Source organism: Micromonospora krabiensis (assembly GCF_900091425.1).
In the GTDB taxonomy this organism is placed as follows: domain Bacteria; phylum Actinomycetota; class Actinomycetes; order Mycobacteriales; family Micromonosporaceae; genus Micromonospora; species Micromonospora krabiensis.
In genome coordinates this window covers 4,907,233-4,929,609 of record NZ_LT598496.1, presented here as the reverse complement: position 1 = coordinate 4,929,609, position 22,377 = coordinate 4,907,233, and the positions used below count along the sequence as shown (strand labels likewise).

The window sequence follows — 22,377 nt, the reverse complement described above, 5'->3', positions numbered from 1 at the left end:
GTGATCTTCGAGGCCTCGTTACGGTGCGCTCAGCCGCGTCCCGAGGAGTGCCGTCATGAGCAGTGCCACGCGCTACCGGACCGTGACGGTCGACGGACTGTCCATCTTCTACCGGGAGGCCGGGCCTCCGGACGCGCCGGTGCTGCTCCTCCTGCACGGCTTCCCCTCCTCGTCGCGGATGTTCGAGCCGCTGATCGAGCGGCTCGCCGACCGGTTCCGGTTGGTCGCGCCCGACTATCCGGGGTTCGGGCACAGCGACGCACCCGACCCGGGCACGTTCGCGTACACCTTCGACCGGCTCGCCGAGGTGATGGCGCACTTCGCGGCGGCGGTCGGCATCGAGCGGCACCTGCTCTACGTGCAGGACTACGGGGGACCGGTCGGCTTCCGGATGGCCCGGGCGGCGCCGGACCGACTCACCGGGCTGATCGTGCAGAACGCGGTGGCCCACGACGTCGGGCTGGGGCCGCTGTGGGAGGTCCGACGGGCGTACTGGCGGGATCGCGCCGGCCACGAGGCCGCCGTCCGCGACAACTTCCTCTCCCTCGACGCGGCCCGCACCCGGCACGTGGGCAGCGATCCGGAGCCCGAGCGCTACGACCCCGACCTGTGGACCGACGAGCACGCCTTCCTCAGCCGACCCGGGCAGGCCGAGATCCAGCTCGACCTGTTCCACGACTACCGGACCAACGTGGCGTCGTACCCCGCGTGGCAGGACTGGCTGCGCCGGACCCGGCCCCGACTGCTCGTCCTCTGGGGCCGCTACGACACCTCGTTCCAGGTGGCGGAGGTGGAGGCGTACCGCGCGGACGTCCCGGAGGCCGAGGCGTACGTGCTGGACGGAGGCCACTTCGTGATGGACACCCGCGCGGACGAGGTGGCCGCGCTGGTACGGGGCTTCGCAACCACCGGCCACTGAACCGGTCGCCCGGCACAATGTTTCACGTGAATCATGACCCGGGCGCCGAGATCCACCACACCGACCCGTTCGCCGTGCCGAGCGGTCAGCGCTCGCCGGTGCGCCGGCTACGCGGGCGGCTGGTGGCGCCGGTGACCCTGTGGACGGCGCCCGGCCCGGCCGGTCTCACGGTGTCGTCGACGCTCGTGGCGGAGGGCGAGCCGGACCGGCTGCTCGGCCTGGTCGACGCCGAGTCGGACCTGTGGGCCGCGGCCGAGGCCGCCGGGCGCTTCGCGGTGTCGCCGCTGGCTCCGACGCACCGTCAACTCGCCGACCGGTTCGCCGGCCTCTTTCCGTCGCCCGGCGGCCTCTTCACGTCCGGGAGCTGGACCGACACCCCGTACGGGCCGGTGCCGACCGACGCCGGCGGGTGGGCCGGCTGCCGGCTGGACACGGCGCGGGAGTACGGCTGGGCGCTGCTGGTCGAGGCGACCATCGAGACGGTGGAGTTGGTGGACGACGCCCTGCCGCTGCTGCACTACCGGGGTCGCTACCACGAGCTGACCTGACCGTCACCGACCGCTGAACGGGGTGACCTGCGTCACTGGGCGCAGCCAACCCGCCGTTCGGCGCAGCCGCCGACCGGGGACGATCTCGCCCTTCCCCGTCGGGGACCGCGCTTTCTACCGTGCGCGAAAATCCCCGACGCCTGTGAAGGTGGTGATCCACAGATGTCCACGGACACACCCGCGCCGACCGCATCCGCGCCGGACCGGTATGTCGCCGTACAACGGTCGGACGAGTTCGCCGGGCTGCGTCGTGCCCTGCGCGGCTTCGTCTTCCCGATGACCGTCGCGTTCTTCCTGTGGTACGCGCTCTACGTCATCCTCTCCGCGTACGCACGGGACTTCATGGGCGCGAAGCTCGTCGGCAACATCAACGTCGCGCTCGTCTTCGGCCTGCTGCAGTTCGTCTCGACGTTCGTGATCGCCTGGCTCTACTCCCGGTACGCCGACCGGAAGATCGACCCGGTCGCCGACCGGATCCGCGCCGAGATCGGGGAGGTGGAGCATGAACACGGTCCTCGCGGCTGAGGCGGGTAGCACGACCGCCCGCAACCTGACCATCACGCTGTTCCTGGTGTTCGTGGCGGTCACCCTGGCCATCACGATCTGGGCCAGCCGACAGACCAAGACCGCCACCGACTTCTACGCCGGCGGCCGGTCGTTCTCCGGCTTCCAGAACGGCATGGCGATCGGCGGCGACTACATGTCGGCCGCCTCGTTCCTCGGCATCGCCGGCATCATCGCCCTCTACGGCTACGACGGTTTCCTCTACTCGATCGGCTTCCTGGTCGCGTGGCTGGTCGCGCTGCTGCTCGTCGCGGAGTTGCTGCGTAACTCGGGCCGGTACACGATGGCCGACGTCCTGGCCTTCCGCATGCGCCAGCGTCCGGTGCGTACGGCCGCGGCGGTCTCCACCATCACCGTGTCGATCTTCTACCTGCTCGCCCAGATGGTGGGCGCCGGCGCCCTGGTGGCGCTGCTGCTCGGCATCCGGCCGGGCACCACGTTCCTCGGCATGGACGCGGACGCCGCCAAGGTCGCCACCATCATCATGGTCGGCGCCCTGATGATCATCTACGTCACGGTGGGCGGCATGAAGGGCACCACCTACGTGCAGATCGTCAAGGCGTTCCTGCTGATGGGCGGCGCGCTGATCATGACGCTGCTGGTGCTGGCGAAGTACAAGTTCAACCTCTCCTCCCTGCTCGGCGACGCCGCGTCGTCCTCCGGCAAGGGGGCGGCGTTCCTGGAACCCGGGTTGCGCTACGGGGTCGAGGTCGCCGGGAACTCGACGCAGACCTTCTACAACAAGATGGACCTGCTGTCGCTCGGCATCGCCCTGGTGCTCGGCACCGCCGGCCTGCCGCACATCCTGATCCGCTTCTACACCGTCCCGACCGCCAAGGCGGCCCGCAAGAGCGTGCTCTGGGCGATCGGCATCATCGGTACGTTCTACCTGCTGACGCTGGCGCTCGGTTTCGGTGCCGCGGCACTGGTGGGCAGCGAGGCGATCACCGCGCAGGACCGCGCGGGCAATACGGCGGCGCCACAGCTCGCCGAGGCGCTCGGCGTGGACTTCCTCGGTGGTGATCTCGGCGGGGCGACACTCCTCGCCGTCATCGCAGCGGTCGCCTTCGCCACCATCCTGGCCGTCGTCGCCGGGCTGACCCTGGCGTCGTCGTCGAGCCTGGCGCACGACTTCTACGCCAACGTCCTGAAGAACGGGCAGGCGTCGGAGCGGCAGGAGGTACGCGTCGCGCGGATCTCCGCCCTGGTGATCGGCGCGGTCTCGATCGCACTGTCGATCTACGCGCAGAGCCTGAACGTGGCCTTCCTGGTGGCGCTCGCGTTCGCGGTCGCCGCGTCCGGCAACCTGCCGGCGATCCTCTACAGCCTGTTCTGGCGGCGGTTCAACACCTCCGGCGCGGTGTGGGCCATCTACGGCGGCCTGCTCGCCGCGGTGGTCCTGGTCTTCTTCTCGCCGGTGGTCTCGGGAGCACCGACCGCGATGTTCCCCGACCACGACTGGCAGTGGTTCCCGCTGTCCAACCCGGGTCTGCTCTCCATCCCGTTCGGCTTCCTCTGCGGATGGATCGGCACCCTCATCTCGAAGGAGCACGACGAGGACAAGTACGCCGAGTTGGAGGTGCGCTCCCTCACCGGCGCCGGCGCCCACTGAGAAGCCGCTGGCCAGGCACCCCCCGCCGGCCGGCACCCCGGGCCCCCTCCCGTTCCGGGAGGGGGCCCTTCTCGTCCGGCCGTCCCCCGCCCGCCGGACGGGCAGCGAAGGCGGCGAGGGCGGCCCATCCGCACGGTCGCCAGGGCGGGCCGCGACGACGCTGAGTAGGCTGACCGGTATGAAGGTTGCAGCCCGTTTCGGCCCCGGTCACCGCATCCTCGTCACCGGGGGTGCCGGATTCGTCCCGTCGCACCTGGTCGACGCCCTGATCGCGCGGGGCTGCACCGTGGTCGCGCTGGACAACTTCGTCACCGGTTCGAAGGAGAACGTCGCGCACCTGCACGACACGCCGACGTTCACCCTCGTCGAGGCGGACATCTCCGAAGGGCTGCCCACCCACCACCCGGCGCTCGCCGAGCGGTTCGACGCGATCCTGCACATGGCCTCGCCGGCCAGTCCGACCGACTTCGAGAAGCTGCCGGTCGAGATCCTCCGGGTCGGCTCGGTCGGGACCCTGCACCTGCTCGACCGCGCGCTCGCCGACGGCGCCCGCTTCCTGATGGCGTCCACCTCCGAGGCGTACGGGGACCCGAAGGAGCACCCGCAGCGGGAGACCTACTGGGGCAACGTCAACCCGATCGGCATCCGCAGCGTCTACGACGAGGCCAAGCGCTTCTCCGAGGCCGCCACGATGGCCTACCACCGCAGCCGGGGGCTCGACGCCGCGATCGTCCGGATCTTCAACACGTACGGCCCGAGGATGCGGCCGGACGACGGCCGCGCCATTCCCACCTTCATCTCCCAGGCGCTGCGCGGCGAGCCGCTCACGGTGCACGGCACCGGCGACCAGACGCGCTCGATCTGCTACGTGGCGGACCTCGTCCGGGGCATCCTGCTGCTGCTCGACTCGACCGAGACCGGGCCGATCAACTGCGGCACCGAGCACGAGATGACCATGCGGCAACTCGCCGAGACGATCGTGTCGCTCACCGGAAGCAGCTCCGAGGTGACCTACATCACTCGCAGCGCGGACGACCCCGAGATGCGCCGGCCGGACCTGACCCGCGCCCGTGAGCTGCTCGGCTACGAGCCGACGGTGACGCCGGAGGACGGCCTGGCCCGCACGATCGAGCACTTCCGCGACCGCCTGGGCGGCTGACCGCCCACGACCCGCACCCGGGCGCCGGTCCTCGCTTGAGAGCGCCTGTGGCTCAGGCTACGTACCCTGAGTGACATGTCCGCGTCCACGCCTGCCGGCCTTCCGCTCCCGCATCTGCACCGCAGCTCCGGGCGCGCGTCCGTTCCCGGACGCCCGCGCGGCGCCACCGGCCGCGCCCGACCGTCGGAGACACGCTGGTACCCGGCGCCCGACGAGGGGCCGCTCCGCGGTGGGCCGAGTGGGCCGGGTGGGCCGTCCGGGCCCGACGGTCCGGGTGGTCCGGGGGGTCCCGGCGGCTCGGGCGACGGGCGTCCCGGCCGGCGTGGCCCGCGACCCCGGTGGGGGCGGATCGGCCTGGTGGCCGGGGTCGCGGTGCTGGTGCTCGCGCTGCTCGGCGGTCTCGGCGGCTGGCTCTACGTGCGCAACCTCGACAAGGACCTGGCCCGCACCGACCCGTTCGCCGAGATCACCGGCGGGCGGCCGGCCAAGCCGGTGGAGGGCGCGCTCAACATCCTGCTCGTGGGCACCGACTCCCGGGACCCGGACGCCCCGGTCGACCAGGCGGGCAAGTGGCGGGCGGACACGATCATCGTCATGCACATCCCGTCGGACCACCAGCAGGCCTATCTGGTCTCGATTCCGCGCGACCTCTACGTGCCCATCCCGGAGTCGGCCGGCGCCGACTGCTCGGCGGCCCGGCGCGCGAAGATCAACGCGGCCTTCGCGTTCGGTGGCCTGCCGCTGGCCGTACGCACCGTCGAGTGCTTCACCGACGTCCGGCTCGACCATGTCATGGCCATCGACTTCGCGGGCTTCAAGCAGGTCACGGACGCGCTGGGGGGCGTCGACCTGAAGGTGGAGCGGACCATCACCTCGATCCACAAGCCCTACCGGACGTTCACCAAGGGCGTCAACCACATGAACGGGGCCGAGGCGCTGGACTGGATCCGGCAGCGCAAGCAGTTCCCGGACGGGGACTTCGCCCGGATGCGCCACCAGCAGGAGTTCCTCCGCGCCCTGATGGACAAGGCGGCGAGCAGCGGCACGCTGAGCAACCCTCGGAAACTGAACGCGTTCCTCCAGTCGGTGACCGATGCGGTGACCGTGGACCGGGGATTCTCGTTGATGGACATGGCGGTGGAGTTCCGCAACCTGCGGGGCGAGAACCTCACGTTCGTGACGAGCCCGAACTCGGGCAGCGAGACGATCAACGGGGAGTCGGTGGTGGTGTCCGACCGGGAGAAGGCGCTCGCGATGTACCGGGCGATGTCCGCCGACACCATGGCCGACTGGATCAAGGCCAACCCGCCGAAGAGCACGGACGGTGGCTGACCGATTCCGGAAAGCCAACCGCCGATTGGTCGAGTGAAGACTGTCCGATCGGACAATCCCCCTGCGTGAGCCGCAGGGCGAACAGAACATGGCCAATACACGAACTCGCCAGGTCCAGAAAGTGTCCGTACAGTGGTGCCGCCCCCTGATCACGTGAGCTGGAGCAGGCATGCCGGTTCAGACCAGCCGTCGCCCACCATCCTTGGACGCCGCCCGCCCACCGGCCGGCGGCTCCGCCGCCGTGCCTCCACAGCGGGGCTCGGGCGGCGGCGGGAACGGCGGCGGTGGAAAAGGCGGCCGGCCGACGAAGCGGAAGCGCCGCAAGGATCCGCTCTGGGCCCGGCTCACCGTCGTCTTCGGCGCGGTGCTGATGATGAGCAGCGGCGTCGCCATCGTCGGCAGCAAGGCGGTCATCAGCAGCGCGACCGGTGACATCGCCCAGCGCAACCTGCTCGGCGAGGCCGGTAAGACCGACGCCGAGGGCGGCGCCAACCTGGACGGCCCGATCGACATGCTGCTGCTGGGCGTGGATGCCCGGGAACGGTGGGCGGCGGACGACGTCCGGTCGGACAGCATCATCATCCTGCACATCCCGGCGACGCACGACCAGGCCTACCTGATCTCCATCCCCCGGGACACGGAGGCACAGATCCCGCCGTTCAAGAAGAGCAACTGGCCGGGCGGCACCGACAAGATCAATGCGGCCTTCCAGATCGGTGCCCGCAACGGCGGCGGCTGGGAGGGCGGCGCCCAGCTGATGGCGCAGACCATCAAGCGGCTCACCGGGGTGAGCTTCGACGGCGCCGCGATCATCAACTTCGGCGGCTTCAAGAACATCATCGACACCCTCGGCTCCGTGCGGATCTGCGTGAGCCAGGAGGTCAAGTCGCACCACATGTCGTACGTCGACGGCAAGCCGATGTGGAACGCGGACGCCAAGAAGACCGGCAAGCGGATGACCCCGGTGGTGCACAAGAAGGGCTGCCAGGAGATGGAGGGCTGGGCGGCCCTCGACTACTCGCGCCAGCGCTACGGCCTGAAGAACAGCGACTACGACCGGCAGCAGAACCAGCAGCAGCTGATCAAGGCGATGGCCAAGAAGGCCACCGACAACGGCACGCTGACCAACCTGGGCAAGCTCCAGGCGCTCATCAAGGCGGCGGGCAAGGCGTTCGTCCTGGACACCGGCGGCGTGCCGATCGCCAACTTCATCTTCACGATGCGCGGCGTGAGCGGCAACGAGCTGACCATGCTCAAGACGAACAACGGCACCTTCAACGGCGACGGCAACGGCAAGGAGCTGTTGAGCGCCGAGACGCTGGCGATGTTCGATGCGGTCAAGAAGGACAAGCTGGCCGAGTTCGTGTTCAACCACCCCGAGGTGATCTCCACCCGCAAGTGAGCGGCGACGGCCGACGCCGCTGGTTGTCGGCGAAACGGACCGACAAAGCCGTCACTTTCCGTAGCCTGACGTGAGCAGGACTCATGTCAACGGCTGCGGGGAGGCACCACGTCCAGGGCGGGCCGGGACGGCGAGCGGGCGGACATTCCGGCCGCTCCGCGCCGCCGCGCACGCTGGCCCCGCATCCTGCTCGGCATCGGTCTGACGCTGGTCGCGCTCGCCGGTCTCGCGGTGGTCGGGCTCCGGGCGCTCACCGACCGCTACGACCGCACGGTGCTCAAGGAGCAACTGCTCGCGCCGGACGCCCGCACCGGGCGCACCGACCTCTCCGGCCCGCTGAACTACCTGCTCATCGGCACCGACCGGCGGCCCAACGACACCAACCCGGAGCAGCGCGCGGACACCATCCTGGTCGTGCACGTGCCCGCCGGCCTGCGCCAGGCGTACCTGGTCTCCATCCCCCGCGACCTCCTCGTCACCATCCCCGCCGGCTCCGGCTATCCCGGGGGCCAGGACAAGATCAATGCCGCGTACGAGCACGGCGGCGGCGGGGAGCCGGGCGCCCAACTGCTGTCGTCCACCCTGAGCCGGCTCACCGGGCTCCGCTTCGACGGTGCGGCGCTGGTCGACTTCGCCGGCATCCGTCAGGTCGTGGACCTGCTCGGCGGCGTCCGCATGTGCGTGGACGGCGAGGTGCGCTCGATCCACACGAACCGCGTCTTCACTCCCGGCTGCCACCAGATGAACGGCGCCGAGGCGCTGGACTACGTCCGCCAGCGCTACGACCTGCCCGGGGGCGACTACGACCGGCAGCGCCACCAGCAGCAGTTGCTGCGGGCGCTGCTGGACCGTGCCTCCGAGACCCGGTTGCGGAACAACCCCGTCAAGCTCGACCAGGTGATCCGTGCCGTCGGCGGCTCGCTGACCGTCGACACCAACGGGGTGGCGCTGGAGGACCTGCTCTTCTCGCTCCGTGGACTGCCCCCGGACTCGCTGCGCGGGGTGCAGGTGCCCTCGTACCCGCAGGTCATCGACGAGGTGTCGTACGTGGTGCTGGACAACGGCGGCAACGGGCTGTTCGACGCCGTCCGGGGCTCCGCGATGCCGGCCTGGGTCGGCGCCAATCCGCGCTGGGTGGTCAAGCTGTGACGGCGTCGACGGCCCGGTCGGCGCCGAACCGCCGGGCGAGGATCTAGGCTTGTTACCCGTGTTCGGATCCCAGGTTCCCACCGTGACCGTTAACGAGCTCGACGACGCCACCTACCTGCTCGACGTCCGCGAGGACGACGAGTGGGCCGCGGGCCACGCGCCGGGCGCCCACCACCTGCCGATGATGGAGCTGCCGGCCCGCATGGCCGAGGTGCCCACCGACCGGGACGTCGCGGTGATCTGCCGCTCCGGCGGGCGCTCCGCCCAGGTCGTCGCGTACCTGATGCGCAACGGCTGGGACCAGGTGCGCAACGTGTCCGGCGGCATGGGCGACTGGGCCGCCGCCGGGCGTCCGGTGGTCGGCGACGACGGGCAGCCGGGCCGGGTGCTGTAGGGCGGGTGGGATGGGCGACCAACCCCTGGTGTTCGCGCACCGCGGCGCCTCGTACGACCTGCCGGAGCACACGCTCGCGGCCTACCTGCGGGCCCTCGCCGAGGGCGCGGACGGGCTGGAGTGCGACGTCCGGCTGACCCGCGACGGCCACCTCGTCTGCGTGCACGACCGGCGGTTGGACCGTACGAGCAACGGACGCGGTCTGGTCAGCGCCCGCACGCTCGCCGAGCTGGAGGCGCTCGACTTCGGCTCGTGGCACCCCGGGGGCCTGCCGGCGGACACCGACGAGCCGCCGGACGACTCCCGCACCCGTCTGCTCACCCTCGAACGGCTGCTCGACGCGGTGCTGGCCGCGGGTCGGCCCGTGCGGCTGCTGATCGAGACCAAGCACCCCTCGCGGTACGGCGGCGACGTCGAGCGCAAGCTGGTCACGATGCTGCGCCGGTACGGGCTGGCCGAGCCCGCGCCGGACCATCCGGTCCAGGTCACCGTGATGTCCTTCTCCCCGCTGGCCGTCCGCCGGGTCCACGAGCTGGCACCGGCCCTGCCAACCGTGCTGCTGCTGGAGGTGCTGCCCCGCTGGCTGCGGCTGGGTCGGCTGCCCTTCGGCAGCCGGATCGCCGGGCCCGGCATCGGCCTGGTCCGGGCCCGCCCGCAGCTGCTGCCGGCGCTGCGGGCGGCCGGCAACCAGGTGTACGTCTGGACGGTGAACGAGCCGGACGATCTGGACCTCGTCCTGACCGCCGGCGTGGACGGGATCATCACCGACCGACCGGCGCACACCCTGACCCGCCTCGGCCGCTGACCCTCCCGGCCCGGAGCAGCCGGGCGGCTCCGCCGTCGGGGTCCCGGGCCGGCGCTGGTCCTCCCGGGCCGGCGCCGGTCCCGGGGGTGCCCAAAACGGTGACGCCGGGGCACACTCGGGGACATGCCGGAGCGCATCGACTTCCCCGCTCTCATCGCCGGCCACACCGTCGTCATCGAAATGATCAACTCGGGTGACGCGGGCCTGCCCGTCCTCACCCAGCTACTCCGGGTCGCCCAGCCGGCGCTCGGGGCGGCGGCCATGGCGTTCCTGGAGTTCGGGCCGACCGGTGGCCGCGTCATCTCCGCGACCGGCGCCGCCGAGTGGACCGTCGGCCGGCCCCTGCCGGTCAACGACCCGGCGACGGTGTGCCTGCTCACCGGCCCCCGCGTGCAGCAGGTGCGCCTCGACGAGCTGGGCGGCAAGCTCACCACCGAGCTGGCCGAGCGGGGCCTGCACCACATGGTGGTGTCCCGGGCGGAGATCGGCGGCCACACCGTCGGCAGCCTGCACGCCCTCTACCGGGACGGCGACGACGGACCGGACCCGGGGCAGCACGGGGTCGTCGGGTACCTCGCCTCCTGCATCGCCCACATGTACGGCGACCAGAGCGGGCTGCCGGTGCACGGCGACGGCCCGGTCGTCGCGGCGCTCGCCGACGGGCTGGCGGTGGTGGACCGGGACAGCTACGTCCGGCTCTGGAACCCGGCCGCCGCGCAGGTGACCGGCCGCCCCGCCAACCAGGCGCTCAGCCGACCGCTGCCCTTCCCCATCCCGCCCTCGGGTCAGGTGCTCGACCACCGGCTGCCCGACGGCCGCTGGCTGCGGATCACGTCGGGAGAGCTGCCCGGGCCCGGCACGCTGCGCGTGGTCACCTTCCGCGACATCACCGACCAGCAGCGCCGCGACCACGAGCGCGACCTCTTCGTGGCGGTGACCAGCCACGAGCTGCGTACGCCGGTGACGGTCATCAAGGGGTACGCCGACACCCTGACCGACCACTGGGAGTCGCTGACCGAGACGGACCGGCGGCAGGCCGCGCGGGTGATCGGCCAGCGGGCGAACGAGCTGGCGCGGCTCGTGGACCGGCTGCTCTCGTCCGCCGCCGAGTCCGGGCCCGGCGACGAACCGCCGGCGCCGTTCGACCTGGGCGACGCCCTGCGCGCCGCTGTCCTCGACCTCCCCGCCGAGCTGCGTCACCGGCTCCTGCTCGACCTGCCGGCCGACCTGCCCAAGGCGCTCGGTCACCGGCCCAGCCTCGCGACCGTGCTGACCGAGCTCGCCACGAACGCCGGGAAGTACTCGGCGCCGGGCACCCGGATCGAGATCAGCGCGCGGGAGGACGGGCAGATGGTGTCGTTCCGGGTCAGCGACCGGGGCATCGGCATTCGGCCTGAGCACGTCGAACGCGCCTTCGATCGGTTCTGGCAGGGCGAGTCGGGGGACCGTCGGGGCTATCCGGGCGCGGGGCTCGGCCTCTATCTCGTCCGCCGGATCGTTGAACAGCAGAATGGATGGGTATCCCTCCGACCGAGGACCGGTGGCGGTACGGTCGCAGAGGTGCGGCTGCCGCGCGGATGACGACCGGCGAGGGCCGCGAGGGCGTGAAGGGGCGCAGGTGGGGACGGGATCCGGCGAACGGGCGTGGTGCGTGGTGGTGCCCCACCACGCGACCGGCGCACGCCTCGCCCGGCACCGGCTCGCCGACGAGCTGACCGGCCTGGTGCCCTCGGCGCTCCTGGCCGACCTGGTCGCCGTCCTGGCCGAACTGGTCGGCAACGCGGTCCGGCACGCCCGTCCGCTGCCCGGTGGGGTGGTGCGGGTGGCCTGGCGGCTGCGGGAGACCGTCGACGGCCCCCGGGTGCAGCTCCGGGTCACCGACGGCGACGCCGGCGAGGGGCCCCGGATGCGGGCAGCCACCACCGACGCGGCCGACGGGCGCGGACTGCACATCGTCGCCGGCCTGGCCACCCGGTGGGGGGTCGACCGGGACGGGCTCGGCCAGAGCGTGTGGGCCGAGTTCGAGCCGAGCCCGGTGAGCCGACCCGACCTGGTGATCGCCGGCTGACCGGTCCCCGCCCGCCGGGGCGGTGACCGCATCGAAGGTGCCCGGGAGGCGGGTCCTCCCCACGGCGGGCCGTCGGGGCCTCTAGGCTGTCTCGCCGTGAGCAAGCGTCGAAAGAACCAGCGGGCCGCCGAGACCACCCCGAAGCGGGAGAAGGTGCGTGACATCTTCGTGCCGCGACCGTTCGAAGGGCTGGTCGACGAGCCCGAGTGGATCGCGCTGCGCGAACTCGTGCCGGCCGCGTCCGCGCCGCTGCGGCTCGCTCCCGACCTGGTCGAGGAGTTCGGTGACCGCCCGGTGACGCTGGCCACCGTGCTGCCGATGGCCGCCCCGGCGATGACCAAGGCGGATGGCCGGGTGTTCATCGGGCTCCAGCGTCACATCCAGTCCGGCGACGTCTCCCGCGACCTGGCCGAGGCGCTGCTCTGCGCGCTGCGCACCGAACCGGGCGGCCAGGTGGCCGTGCCACCGCTGCCCGGTCCCGGCCCCCGCCTGCAGGACGTGCTGGTGGACGGCCCGCTGGAGATCACGATGCACGACGGGTTCGACTTCTGGCTCGACCCGGGCGCGGCGGACGACCCGACCGTCCAGGCGTCCCTGGAGCGGGCGAACGCCGCCATCTACCCGACCGTGCGGATGAGCGCGGCGAAGGCCGCGTACTGGTGCCAGGTGCCGGAGAAGGCGCACGTGCGCTGGGTGCTGCCGGAGGAGGAGGACGTGGCGCTCGACGCGCTGGCCCGCCTCGGCGCCGCCGGTTCGCTGCCGCTCGGCGACGGCACGCGCTTCGCGGGCATGTTCCGCGCACACGGACGCCTGGTGCCGGTCTGGGACCTGCCCGAGCAGACGCCGGCCGGCGAGTGGGAGGAGCCGGTGGCCCAGTTCGCCAAGCGCTACGCCGAGGCGGCGGCCGAGGGCGGCCCGCTCGACGCGGCCGCGCGGCGTTCCCGGCAGGGCCTGCTCGGCCGCCAGCTCACCCTGCGCTGACCAACCCGCCGGTGCGGGCACGGGTGGCGGTCAGCCGCCCAGCGGCTCCCGCACCAGCGGGCAGGACATGCACCGCGGGCCTCCTCGGCCGGAGCCCAGCTCCGACCCGGCGATCGGGATCACCTCGATGCCGGACCGCTCCAACTGCGCGTTGGTCTCCACGTTGCGCTCGTAGCCGACGCAGAGCCGGGGCGCGATGGCGAGGGTGTTGTTGCCGTCGTCCCACTGCTCGCGTTCGGCGGTGACCGGGTCCAGGCCAGTGTCGATCACCCGGAGCTGGTCCAGGTCCATCGCGTCGGCGGCGGCCCGCAGGAACGGCGCGGGACCGTCGACCCGGGGGTCCTCCCCGTCGGCGCCGGCGATCACCGTGTACGCGGACAGCGTGTCGGCGACGTTCGGATACATCAGGACGGCGTCGACGTCGACCATGGTGCAGACGGTGTCCAGGTGCATCGTGGCCCGCTCCTGGGCGATCGGCACCACGAGGATGGTGTGTGCGAGGCCGGCGGCGAAGACCTGACGGCCGAGCCGCTCGGCGCCGGCCGGGGTGGTCCGCTCACCCACTCCCACGGCGAGCACACCGGGCGCCAGCAGCAGCACGTCCCCGCCCTCCAGGTGCTCCAGGCCCGGGTCGTACACGAAGCTGGTCCCGGCGAAGCGCGGGTGGTGCCGGTAGATGGCGTGGGTCAGGGTGCTCTCCCGGCGGCGGGCGGTCATCGCGAGGCTGGTGACGCCGACCCGGTCCCGGATCCAGAGCGACGAGTCGCGGGTGAAGAGCAGGTTGGGCAGCGGGTCGATGACGAAGTCGTGCCGGTCCATGAGGGTGTAGACGAGCCCGCCCGGGCGCTCCGCGCTGATCCGCAGTTCCTCGTGGGCGAGGCCGGCGATGAGCACGTCGGCGAGCGCCGCCGGGTCCAGGTATGCCAGGTGGTCGGCGACCCGGGCACGCAGGCTGTCGCCCAGCCGGGGCGAGCGGAGCACCTGCTCGGTCAACTCGGCGCGGGCGTCGGCCACGGCGAGCGTCTCGGCGAGCAGTGCGGCGAGGTAGAGCACCTCCACCCCGCGCTCGCGCAGCGCCGCGGCGAACGCGTCGTGCTCCTCCTGGGCGCGACCGACCCAGGGGATCGCGTCGAAGAGGAGCGAGTCGTTGTTGCGCGGCGTCAGCCGGGCGAGTTCCGGCCCGGGGCGGTGCAACAGCACGGTGCCGAGCCGACCTACTTCACTGTCCACATAGTGGGTCACGAGGGCAGCCTAGGGCAGGGTTTGGCGGTATCCGAGAAAAGAACTGTGGATGAATATGGCATTCATCCACAGTCACTCCGGCGCTCCACCTTGCCGACCCCCGGGAGTGGCAACGTAGGGTAGTGGAGACATAACTTCGAGGGACCTTTTGCCGGAGGTCGCGATGACTGTCTTCCCCGCTCGCCGAGCCGTCCCCACCGCTCGGGCACTGCCGCCCGCCACGGTGCCACACCCTCGGGTGGAGTCGCCGGGGGTCCTCGACCCGGCCCGTCCCACACCACTGGAGTGGGCCCGCCGTCGGCGGGCGGAGCGCGGCGCCCGGCGGCTCGAGGCGGCGGGTGCCCGCGCCCTCGGCCAACTGGATCATCTCGGCCCGGGCTGGCACGTCATCGAGTGGCCCCGCACCGACGCCGTCGACGTCCTCCTCGACCGTCCGCACGAGGAGCGCGCCGGCTTCCTCGCCATCGGCCCGAGCGGCCTCTTCGCCGTCACCATCGCCGACCACGGCCGCGCGCGCGTGCTCGTCGCCGGTGACGTGGTGCAGATCAACGGTAAGCGGCCGCCCTACGTGGCGGAGGCCCGCCGGGACGCCAAGCGAGCGAGCAAGGCCCTCTCCGACGCGGTGGGGCTCCCCATCCCGGTGACGCCGGTGCTGACCTTCGTCGGCTCCGGCGTCATCAGCGTCTACGGCCTGCCGAAGGACTGCCTGATGGCGACCCACCGCGAGCTGGACCGCCTGCTCGTGGCCGGCGGCAGCCGGATCAGCCCGGCCACCGCCGAGAAGCTGTCGCGGGTGGCGCAGCACCCGAGCACCTGGCTGAACGGCACGTACCGTCCAGCGGCCGACTACCGGTGGTACGACGACGGCCGAACGGCCGCTGACAAGCCGGCGAACCGCCGGTAACGTCAGCCCGGACGTCACGTGTACCGCCGCCGTCGGCGGCGCGCATCCACGCCGTCGCCGACCTGTCCCGCTCGGGCCTCGGTCCGGCCGTGGGCGGGTCGGTGACGACGGCGCGATCGACGATCCTCCGGGCGACCGGCTAGCGTGGACAGTCCCAGGGTGCACATAGGAGGCGCGGTGGCCCACGTCGAACTCTCGCTCTCGGAAGTGTTTCCGCCGTCAGCGGGGGCCGCGACAGCGCCGGAGTTCGACAACTTCGGCCAGTGGTGCTCCACGGTCACCCACGCCGACGAGCCCTGCCTGCTGATCGACGCCGAGACGACGGTGGTGGCGATCTCCGCCGCCGGTTGTGAGCTGCTCGGCCTCGGCAAGCCGGAGGACCTGGTCGGCCTGCCACTGCTCGACGGCGGGCTGCGCCTGGTCGACTTCACGGCCCACGGGGTCGCGCTGACCGAGCAGGAGGTCGACAAGATCCCGCCGCTGCTGGCGCTCTCCTCGGGTCGGCTCGCCCGTGGCCTGCTGCGGGTGCGGGCGGCGGGCGAGGAGGCATCCGACGCGACGGTCGACGCGATCTCGACCCCGGTGCTCACCGAGGGGGCGGTCGCCGGCTCGCTCACCTTCTTCTCGGGCGTCTGACCTGGGCAAATCTGACAATCGCCGCACGCGGCGTACCCGGACGGACCGGTTCCGAGGCCGTAGGGTGCCCTCATGCTCGATGTCGATCTGCTACCGGAGGAGTACGCCGTGTGCCGGATGGCCGCCGGCACCGCACTGCCGCCCACGCTGTCGCGCGGCCTGAACCATGCCGACGTGGTGACGGTCAGCTGGACCACCGACGGGATCTCCGTCATCTGCCCACTGGACCGGGCTCCCGAGCAGGCGGTGGTGGAGACCGCCTGGCGCTGCCTACGGGTCTCGGGTCCGATCGACCTGGCCGTCACCGGCACGCTCGCCGCGCTCGTCGACCCACTGGCCGGCGCCCGGGTCAACGCGGTCGCCTTCTCCACCTTCGACACCGACTACCTACTCGTCCCGGCCGTTCGGCTCGACGAGGCGACCACGGCGCTGGAACGGGCCGGGCACCGGGTCTCCGGCTGACCTTCACCGCGGCATCGGTTCCTCCTACGATGGGCTCGGCCACCCCGGCCGACCACCCCTCCGCCCCCAGGACCGGTCCGTGCCGCGCACCCAACTCCGCCACACGGCGCCCCCGCGCGCCGACCGCACGTCGGCCCCACCCGCCTCGACGCGTGTGCGGGTCGGTGAAACCCGCACGTGGGCCCCACCCGCCAGCCGGTCGACCACCATCCCGCGACGGCGCCGGGCGATGGTGGGCGTGCTGGCCGTCCTCGCGCTGGCCGGCTGCGGGACGCCGCCCGAGCTGCGGAACTCCGCACCGACCGCACCGCCCCTCCCGACGTCGGTGCCCACCCCGGCGCGCCCGCCCGCCACCGGCCTGCCGTCCGGCGCGCCGACCGTGCCGGTCACCCCGACCACCGACGCCGGGCTGGTGGCCACCGCCTGCCGGGGCGGGCCCACCGGCTCCCGGATCATCGCGCTGCTCCGCGGCCGGGCCGGGGTGCTGCCGGACAACGTCGGGGTCCGCGTACGCACCGGGCCGCTCTGCGCCGCGGACTGGCAGTACACGGTGCTCGACGTGACCGGCCACGAGGAACTCCAGGTGGTCACCCGGGAGCGGTCGGGGGCGCTGGAGCTGGTCACCGCGGGCACGGATGTCTGCACCGCCGAGGTGCGGGTCGCCGGACCGATCGGGCTCCGGGGCTTGGCCTGCGACGGCGGCACGGTGGGCGTACCGGGTGCGTAGGCTGGTCGGCATGCCGGGAACACCGCCGACGCGCTTCGTCTACCTGGGCCCCGAGGGCACCTTCGCCGAGCAGGCGTTGCGCACCGTCCCCGCCGCCGAGCGGGGCAGCCGCACGCCGGCCCGCAGCGTCGGGGAGGCGCTGGAGAGCGTACGGTCCGGTGACGCCGACGCGGCGCTGGTGCCGCTGGAGAACTCCATCGGTGGCGCGGTGGGGGTGACCCTGGACGAGCTGGCCGAGGGGGACCCCCTGGTGATCACCCGTGAGGTGATCCTGCCGGTCGAGTTCGTGCTCGGCGCCCGGTCCGGCACCGACCTGACCACGATCCGGAGCGTGGCGGCGCACCCGCAGGCGTCCACCCAGTGCCGCAACTGGCTGCGTACGCACCTGCCGGACGCCGTGGTGGTCGACGTGCTCTCCAACGGCGCCGCCGCGGCGGGCGCGGCCGGCGGCGACTACGACGCGGCCATCTGCGCGCCGATCGGCGCCACCCGGCACCGGCTGGCCGTGCTGGCCGACAAGATCGCCGACCATCCGGACGCGGTGACCCGCTTCGCGCTGCTGTCCCGCCCCGGCCCGCCCCCGCCGCCGACCGGCGACGACGTCACGTCGCTCGCCGTCTACATCGCCCACGACCGGGTGGGCGCCCTGCTGTCGGTGCTCATGGAGCTGGCCGTACGCGGCGTCAACCTGACCCGGATCGAGTCCCGGCCGACCGGCGAGGCGCTCGGCCGGTACGTCTTCTTCCTCGACTGCTCCGGCCACGTGGCCGACGTCCGGCTCGGCGAGGCCCTCCAAGGGCTGCGCCGCGTCTGCGCCGACGTCCGCTTCCTCGGGTCGTATCCCCGTCACCGCTGGGCCGAGGCGGAGGGCGACCGACCGGTCCCCGCGCCACCCGGCCTGTCCGACACCGACTACGCCGACGCGGCGGCGTGGCTGGCCCGACTGCGCACCGGCGAGCTCAGCTGACCGGCCCGGACGGCCGGGACGGGCGGACGCCGCCCCGGCCGGAGCACCCGACCGTCAGCTGAGCAGACCGCCGAGCAGGCCGCCCTGCTGCTCCTGCGCGCCGCTGCCCATGACCGGCGGCTCCTCGGACGGCTGCACGACCACGAAGCCCTGGCCGGCGAAGCTCATCGTGAACGACTCGCCGGTGCGCCGGCCGAGCAGCGTGCCGAGGCCCAGCTGCTCCGCGCGGTGGTAGCCGGTCTGGAGGTTGGCCGACCAGCACACCGCGGCCTGCGGGTCGACGTACGTCGGCTGGTCGACGTTGAGCACGACCGGCGTGCCCTTGGTGGTGATGGCGATCCGACCGTGGCCGGTGAAGACGCAGTTGAAGAGGCCGGACGACGACGCCATGCCGGCGCCACCGACCATCTTGATGTCGTACTGGAGGGTGGAGTCGAAGGCCAGCACGCTGGAGCCGTTGATGGAGAGGGCGTCGCCGGGCTCCAGGTCGATGATGTGGACGTCCTTCGCCAGCTCGGCGAGGAAGACGTCACCCTGGCCGCTCACCCGCATCAGCGGGACACCCTCGCCGGTGAGCTTCTGCTTGAGGAACTTGCCCAGCCCGCCCGACCCGAGGGCCTGGAACTGCACGTTCCCCTGGTAGGCGACCATGGACCCGACCCGGGCCATCGCCTCGCCGTTGAGCTCGATCTTCAACATCTTGGAGTTCTGCAGCCGCATGCCGGGCTGGGCGGACTCCTTCTCAAGGTTCTCCGCGGAGAACAGCGCGCTGCGCATGGAATTGCCTCCTGAGGTCGCGTTGCCTTCCACGACGGTAGGGGACCGTCGCAACGCGGGGCCGTCAGCGGAGCGGTGTGGCGCGGCCCGACGCCCGGTGGACCGGCGGCGTGGTCAGGCCCAGCCCAGCGCGTGCAGCCGCTCGTCGTCGATGCCGAAGTGGTGGGCGATCTCGTGCACCACCGTGACCGCGACCTCGTCGACGACGTCGTCCTCGTTGTCGCAGATCCGCAGGATGGGGTGGCGGTAGATGAAGATGCGGTCCGGCAGGACACCGGCGTAGTCCCACCCGCGCTCGGTGAGGGCGTGCCCCTCGTAGAGGCCGAGCAGGTCCTCGTCGCCGGGGGGCGGGTCGTCCTCGACCAGGATGACCACGTTGCTCATCAGGCCGAGCAGCTCCTCGGGCACCTCGTCGAGGGCGTCACCGACCAGCTCCTCGAAGCGCTCGCGGCTCATCTCCACCGGCACTCCGCCATTCTGCCCGATCCCGACCGGAACCGGGCCGGTTAAAGATCCAGACGCGGTCACGGGCAGGGGTGGCGTCCGGGGTCGGACGCCCCCCTCCCGTGGCCGACGGCTGTGCCGAGCGGAGTGGTCAGGCGCTGAGGCGGGCGGTGAGGGTGATCTCGGCGCCCGGAGAGAGCAGCCGGGAGATCGGGCAGTTCGCCTTGGCGGCCTCGGCGAGCTTCTGGAACTCGCTCTCGTCGATGCCGGGCACCTGGCCCACCGTCTCCAGCTCGATGCGGGTGACGGTCATGCCGGCGTCGGTCTTGTCCAGGTGGACCTTGGCGGTGGTCTCGACGGACGTCGCCGTGGAGCCGGCGTCGGCGAGCGCCTTGGAGAAGGCCATCGAGAAGCAGCCGGCATGCGCGGCGCCGATCAGCTCCTCGGGGTTGGTGCCCTCACCCTCCTCGAAGCGCGACTTGAACGAGTAGTTCCCCTCGATCCCGCCCTTGCCGGTGCGGATCGTGCCGGACCCCTCGGTGAGGTTGCCCTGCCAACGTGCGGAAGCGGTACGGATAGGCATGCTGCGACGCTATCGGAAAGCGGCCCGGGCTGCGACGAGCTCACCCGACGCCCCTGCTGCGATCCCCGTCACCGGCGTGCCGCTGTGCCAGAATTCCGGCAGGCGCGTGACCGGCGGAAGGGGTTCCCCGATGTCCCGAGAACTGCCCATCCCCCGGCAGGATGACCGGTCCGACGGCACGGCCGTGGTCGAGTGGGGCGCCGCCGAGCCCGGGCCCGCGCCACGGCCGGGGCGGTCGCTCGCCGGCCTGGCCCGGGACCGCCGCGTGCCGCCGCTGCTCGCCGGGCTCGGCGCGGTCGCCGCGACCGCCTCGCTGGCCGGTGAGTGGCTGGTGATGACCATCCCCAACGGCGGCCCGACCGGCAGCTCCATCCGGGTGCCCGCCGGGCTCGCCGAGATCGGCAACCTCGGCACCGGCTACCTGGTCGGGCTGCTCGTGCTGGTCACCGCGGTGGCGCTCGCGCTCCGCGGCACCCGGGGCGTCCGCGTGAACGCCCGGGTGGCCGGGCTCGCCCTGGCCGGCGCGCTGCTGGTGCTGCTGACCACCACCGCGATCACGTTGGACGACGCCGGGCAGCGGACCCGCCTGTACGCGCCCGACGAGGGCTTCGAGATCGAGTACGGCCGGGGCCTCGTGATGGCCTTCGTCGCCTGCGCCCTGCTCGGCGCCGCCCTCTGGCTGACCACCGACGCCGGCCCGACCGACGACGGCGACGACACCCCGGCCGGGCCGCTGTTCCGCCGTCGAGGGCGTGGCCCGGGCCCGGCGGAGCGCGACGACGTGCCACCCGCTCCGACCGACCTGACCGTGCAGCCGACCATCCCGTTCGCCCGGCCGGAGTCGCCGATCTGAGTCCCCGGGCCGGCCCGGCGACCCCGTTCACGGCCCCCGGGCGACCCGACACCGGAGGGGCGCCGCGGGTTGGCGTCCGATTCGCCTGGAAGCCATGGTTACGACCCGTCGGGCGAGGTACGGTTGCTGCCCGCCGTCACTCCGGGTCGACGATCGACCACGAAAACGGCTGGTTGCGACGGCGGCGGGCGAAGGAGGAACCATGACCCGCCCGGGACTGCCCAAGCTCATCGCCACCGACCTCGACGGGACACTCGTCCGCAGTGACGACACGGTGTCCGCGTACACGCACGGGGTGCTCGACCGGGTGCGGGCCGCCGGGATCCCGGTGGTCGGCGCCACCGGCCGCGGCCCCCGGCTGACCGAGCTGACCCGCAACGACATCCGCGCGGCCGACTTCCTCGTAATGGCCGGCGGCGGGCGCGTCGTCGACCAGAGCGACCCGGCCGGTCCGGTGGTGCTCCGCGACGAGCGCCTCCCCGCCGAGGTGCTCGCGCGGCTGCTCGCCGACCTGGAGGCCGAGGTCGGCCCGCTCACCGTGATGGTGGAGGCCTCCGACGAGCACGATGCCCCGCTGTGGGGTGACTACCACCCGAGCTGGCCCTATCCGGACCGGTTCGAGGCGCGTACGCGCGCGGAGTGCCTCTCCACCGACGTGATCAAGGCGTTCGCGCGGACCGCCGACCACCACGTGGACGAGCTGCTGGAGGTGGCCCGTCGGATCGTGCCCGCCGACGTGGCGACGCTCACCCAGGCCGGGCTCGGGTTCGTGGAGATCTGCCCGCCCGGCGTGGACAAGGCCAGCGGGCTGGCCGTCGTCGCCCAGGCCCTCGGCGTCGACCCGGACGACGTGCTGGTCTTCGGCGACCAGCCGAACGACCTGCCCATGTTCGGGTGGGCCGGCTGGTCCCGGGTGGCCGTCTCCAACGCCCACCCGGCCGTCCGCGCCGCCGCCGACGAGGTGACCCTGCGCAACGACGACGACGGGGTGGCGGTCTACCTCGACCGACTACTCTCCCGGTGATGGGAGAGACACCGGCACTGGTCGCCACCGACATCGACGGCACGCTGCTGCGGGACCACCGGACGCTCAGTCCGCGTACGGCCGGGGTCCTGGCCCGGATCTCCGCGCAGGGCACGCCGGTCGTGCTGGTCACCGGCCGGCCGATCCGCTGGCTCAAGATGGTGTACGACCAGCTGGCCGAGCCGCTGCCGGCGGTGTGCGCGAATGGCGCGGTGGTGTACGACCCGGCGAACGACGAGGTGCTCCGGGCCGACCCGCTGGCGCCGGCGCTGCTCGCCGAGGTCGCCCGCCGGCTGCGCGCCGAGGTACCGGGCATCACGTTCGCGGTGGAGATCAGCGACAGCCGGCAGATGCGGCACGAGGCGCACTACCCGCTGCGCTGGGACGCGGACCACGACGCGATCCGGGCCGTCGAGACGCCGGAGGAGCTGCTGACCGCGCCGGCGGTGAAGCTGCTCGCCCGAGCCGGGGAGCAGGACCCGGACGCGTTCGCCGCGCTGATCGGCAGCGCGCTGCGAGGCCTGGCCGAGGCGACCCACTCGTCCACGTCCGGCCTGGTCGAGATCTCCGCCGCCGGGGTGACCAAGGCGGCCGGGTTGGCGTGGTACTGCGAGCGGCTCGGCATCGACGCCCGGGACGTGCTGGCCTTCGGCGACATGCCCAACGACGTGCCGATGCTGGCCTGGGCCGGCCGGGCGGTGGCGGTGGCGAACGCGCACCCCACCGTCCTGGAGGTCGCGCACGAGGTGACCGCGGCGAACTCCGAGGACGGCGTGGCGGCGTACCTGGAGAAGATCTTCGACGTGGGTTGACCGGACCGCCGCC

25 protein-coding genes are annotated in these 22,377 nt (G+C 72.6%); 21 read left to right on the top strand and 4 right to left on the bottom strand.

Annotated features, from left to right (window positions below; genetic code table 11):
- Positions 1-55: 55 nt before the first annotated feature.
- The 13 genes from GA0070620_RS22560 (at position 56) to GA0070620_RS22500 (ending at position 12,933) form a co-directional block, all read left to right on the top strand.
- Entirely contained in the window at positions 56-919 is an 864-nt protein-coding gene (locus tag GA0070620_RS22560) for an alpha/beta fold hydrolase (RefSeq protein ID WP_091593961.1), read from the top strand.
- Entirely contained in the window at positions 916-1,467 is a 552-nt protein-coding gene (locus tag GA0070620_RS22555) for a flavin reductase family protein (RefSeq protein ID WP_377520920.1), read from the top strand. Before GA0070620_RS22560 ends, GA0070620_RS22555 begins: the two co-directional genes overlap by 4 nt.
- A 162-nt stretch (positions 1,468-1,629) precedes the next feature.
- Complete coding sequence (locus GA0070620_RS22550) at positions 1,630-1,992, top strand: DUF485 domain-containing protein (protein WP_091593957.1); 363 nt, start codon at positions 1,630-1,632, stop codon at positions 1,990-1,992.
- A complete protein-coding gene (locus GA0070620_RS22545) occupies positions 1,970-3,643 on the top strand; it encodes a solute symporter family protein (protein WP_091593954.1) in 1,674 nt (557 codons plus the stop codon). The genes GA0070620_RS22550 and GA0070620_RS22545 overlap by 23 nt, the downstream gene beginning before the upstream one ends.
- Before the next feature lie 178 nt (positions 3,644-3,821).
- On the top strand, positions 3,822-4,802 hold the full coding sequence (locus tag GA0070620_RS22540) for an NAD-dependent epimerase/dehydratase family protein (RefSeq protein ID WP_091593952.1): 981 nt from the start codon (positions 3,822-3,824) through the stop codon (positions 4,800-4,802).
- A 75-nt stretch (positions 4,803-4,877) separates the two neighbouring features.
- Positions 4,878-6,134 (top strand): LCP family protein, encoded by a 1,257-nt coding sequence (locus tag GA0070620_RS22535; RefSeq protein ID WP_091593950.1) that lies wholly within the window; start codon positions 4,878-4,880, stop codon positions 6,132-6,134.
- Positions 6,135-6,303: 169 nt separating this feature from the next.
- Positions 6,304-7,536, top strand: a complete 1,233-nt coding sequence (locus GA0070620_RS22530; RefSeq protein WP_091593948.1) for an LCP family protein — start codon at positions 6,304-6,306, stop codon at positions 7,534-7,536.
- A gap of 231 nt (positions 7,537-7,767) precedes the next feature.
- Positions 7,768-8,685, top strand: a complete 918-nt coding sequence (locus tag GA0070620_RS22525; protein ID WP_231921908.1) for an LCP family protein — start codon at positions 7,768-7,770, stop codon at positions 8,683-8,685.
- A gap of 58 nt (positions 8,686-8,743) precedes the next feature.
- Positions 8,744-9,079: a rhodanese-like domain-containing protein gene (locus GA0070620_RS22520; protein WP_091593947.1), complete on the top strand. Its 336-nt coding sequence runs from the start codon at positions 8,744-8,746 to the stop codon at positions 9,077-9,079.
- A 10-nt stretch (positions 9,080-9,089) separates the two neighbouring features.
- A complete protein-coding gene (locus GA0070620_RS22515) occupies positions 9,090-9,884 on the top strand; it encodes a glycerophosphodiester phosphodiesterase (protein WP_091593944.1) in 795 nt (264 codons plus the stop codon).
- Between the two features lie 123 nt (positions 9,885-10,007).
- Positions 10,008-11,465 (top strand): sensor histidine kinase, encoded by a 1,458-nt coding sequence (locus tag GA0070620_RS22510; RefSeq protein WP_091593941.1) that lies wholly within the window; start codon positions 10,008-10,010, stop codon positions 11,463-11,465.
- 70 nt (positions 11,466-11,535) lie between these two features.
- Complete coding sequence (locus GA0070620_RS22505) at positions 11,536-11,952, top strand: ATP-binding protein (protein WP_231922462.1); 417 nt, start codon at positions 11,536-11,538, stop codon at positions 11,950-11,952.
- Positions 11,953-12,048: 96 nt separating this feature from the next.
- Positions 12,049-12,933, top strand: a complete 885-nt coding sequence (locus GA0070620_RS22500; protein ID WP_091593937.1) for a DUF5926 family protein — start codon at positions 12,049-12,051, stop codon at positions 12,931-12,933.
- Between the two features lie 30 nt (positions 12,934-12,963).
- On the opposite strand, the gene GA0070620_RS22495 is transcribed toward GA0070620_RS22500, so the two are convergent.
- Positions 12,964-14,175 (bottom strand): arginine deiminase, encoded by a 1,212-nt coding sequence (locus GA0070620_RS22495; protein WP_091593935.1) that lies wholly within the window; start codon positions 14,173-14,175, stop codon positions 12,964-12,966.
- Positions 14,176-14,338: 163 nt separating this feature from the next.
- Between GA0070620_RS22495 and GA0070620_RS22490 the strand changes: the two genes are divergently transcribed.
- The 5 genes from GA0070620_RS22490 to pheA all read left to right on the top strand — a co-directional run bounded on the left by GA0070620_RS22490 (position 14,339) and on the right by pheA (position 17,871).
- Positions 14,339-15,079 (top strand): hypothetical protein, encoded by a 741-nt coding sequence (locus GA0070620_RS22490; protein WP_091593934.1) that lies wholly within the window; start codon positions 14,339-14,341, stop codon positions 15,077-15,079.
- A 177-nt stretch (positions 15,080-15,256) separates the two neighbouring features.
- Complete coding sequence (locus tag GA0070620_RS22485) at positions 15,257-15,715, top strand: PAS domain-containing protein (RefSeq protein WP_091593932.1); 459 nt, start codon at positions 15,257-15,259, stop codon at positions 15,713-15,715.
- A 72-nt stretch (positions 15,716-15,787) separates the two neighbouring features.
- Positions 15,788-16,177, top strand: coding sequence for an ACT domain-containing protein (locus GA0070620_RS22480; RefSeq protein WP_091593930.1), 390 nt, complete (start codon positions 15,788-15,790; stop codon positions 16,175-16,177).
- A gap of 229 nt (positions 16,178-16,406) precedes the next feature.
- Complete coding sequence (locus GA0070620_RS22475) at positions 16,407-16,904, top strand: hypothetical protein (protein WP_091593928.1); 498 nt, start codon at positions 16,407-16,409, stop codon at positions 16,902-16,904.
- A gap of 10 nt (positions 16,905-16,914) precedes the next feature.
- Entirely contained in the window at positions 16,915-17,871 is a 957-nt protein-coding gene (pheA, locus tag GA0070620_RS22470; RefSeq protein ID WP_091599198.1) for a prephenate dehydratase, read from the top strand.
- Positions 17,872-17,925: 54 nt separating this feature from the next.
- Here the strand turns inward: pheA and GA0070620_RS22465 are convergent, their stop codons facing one another.
- The 3 genes from GA0070620_RS22465 to GA0070620_RS22455 form a co-directional block, all read right to left on the bottom strand.
- Complete coding sequence (locus GA0070620_RS22465; RefSeq protein WP_091593926.1) at positions 17,926-18,648, bottom strand: AIM24 family protein; 723 nt, start codon at positions 18,646-18,648, stop codon at positions 17,926-17,928.
- Between the two features lie 114 nt (positions 18,649-18,762).
- Positions 18,763-19,110, bottom strand: a complete 348-nt coding sequence (locus tag GA0070620_RS22460; RefSeq protein WP_172836479.1) for a metallopeptidase family protein — start codon at positions 19,108-19,110, stop codon at positions 18,763-18,765.
- A 133-nt stretch (positions 19,111-19,243) separates the two neighbouring features.
- The gene (locus GA0070620_RS22455; RefSeq protein WP_091593924.1) at positions 19,244-19,675 is read right to left on the bottom strand and encodes an OsmC family protein; all 432 of its coding nucleotides are present in this window, start codon (positions 19,673-19,675) and stop codon (positions 19,244-19,246) included.
- Between the two features lie 130 nt (positions 19,676-19,805).
- Here GA0070620_RS22455 and GA0070620_RS22450 point away from each other — a divergent pair, with 130 nt between their 5' ends.
- From GA0070620_RS22450 to GA0070620_RS22440, 3 genes are all read left to right on the top strand, one after another.
- Positions 19,806-20,528 (top strand): hypothetical protein, encoded by a 723-nt coding sequence (locus GA0070620_RS22450; RefSeq protein ID WP_091593922.1) that lies wholly within the window; start codon positions 19,806-19,808, stop codon positions 20,526-20,528.
- 202 nt (positions 20,529-20,730) lie between these two features.
- Positions 20,731-21,552, top strand: a complete 822-nt coding sequence (locus GA0070620_RS22445; RefSeq protein WP_091593920.1) for an HAD family hydrolase — start codon at positions 20,731-20,733, stop codon at positions 21,550-21,552.
- Positions 21,552-22,364 carry an HAD family hydrolase gene (locus GA0070620_RS22440; RefSeq protein WP_091593919.1) on the top strand — a complete coding sequence of 271 codons (813 nt, stop codon included), beginning with the start codon at positions 21,552-21,554 and terminating at the stop codon, positions 22,362-22,364. Before GA0070620_RS22445 ends, GA0070620_RS22440 begins: the two co-directional genes overlap by 1 nt.
- Positions 22,365-22,377: the final 13 nt, after the last annotated feature.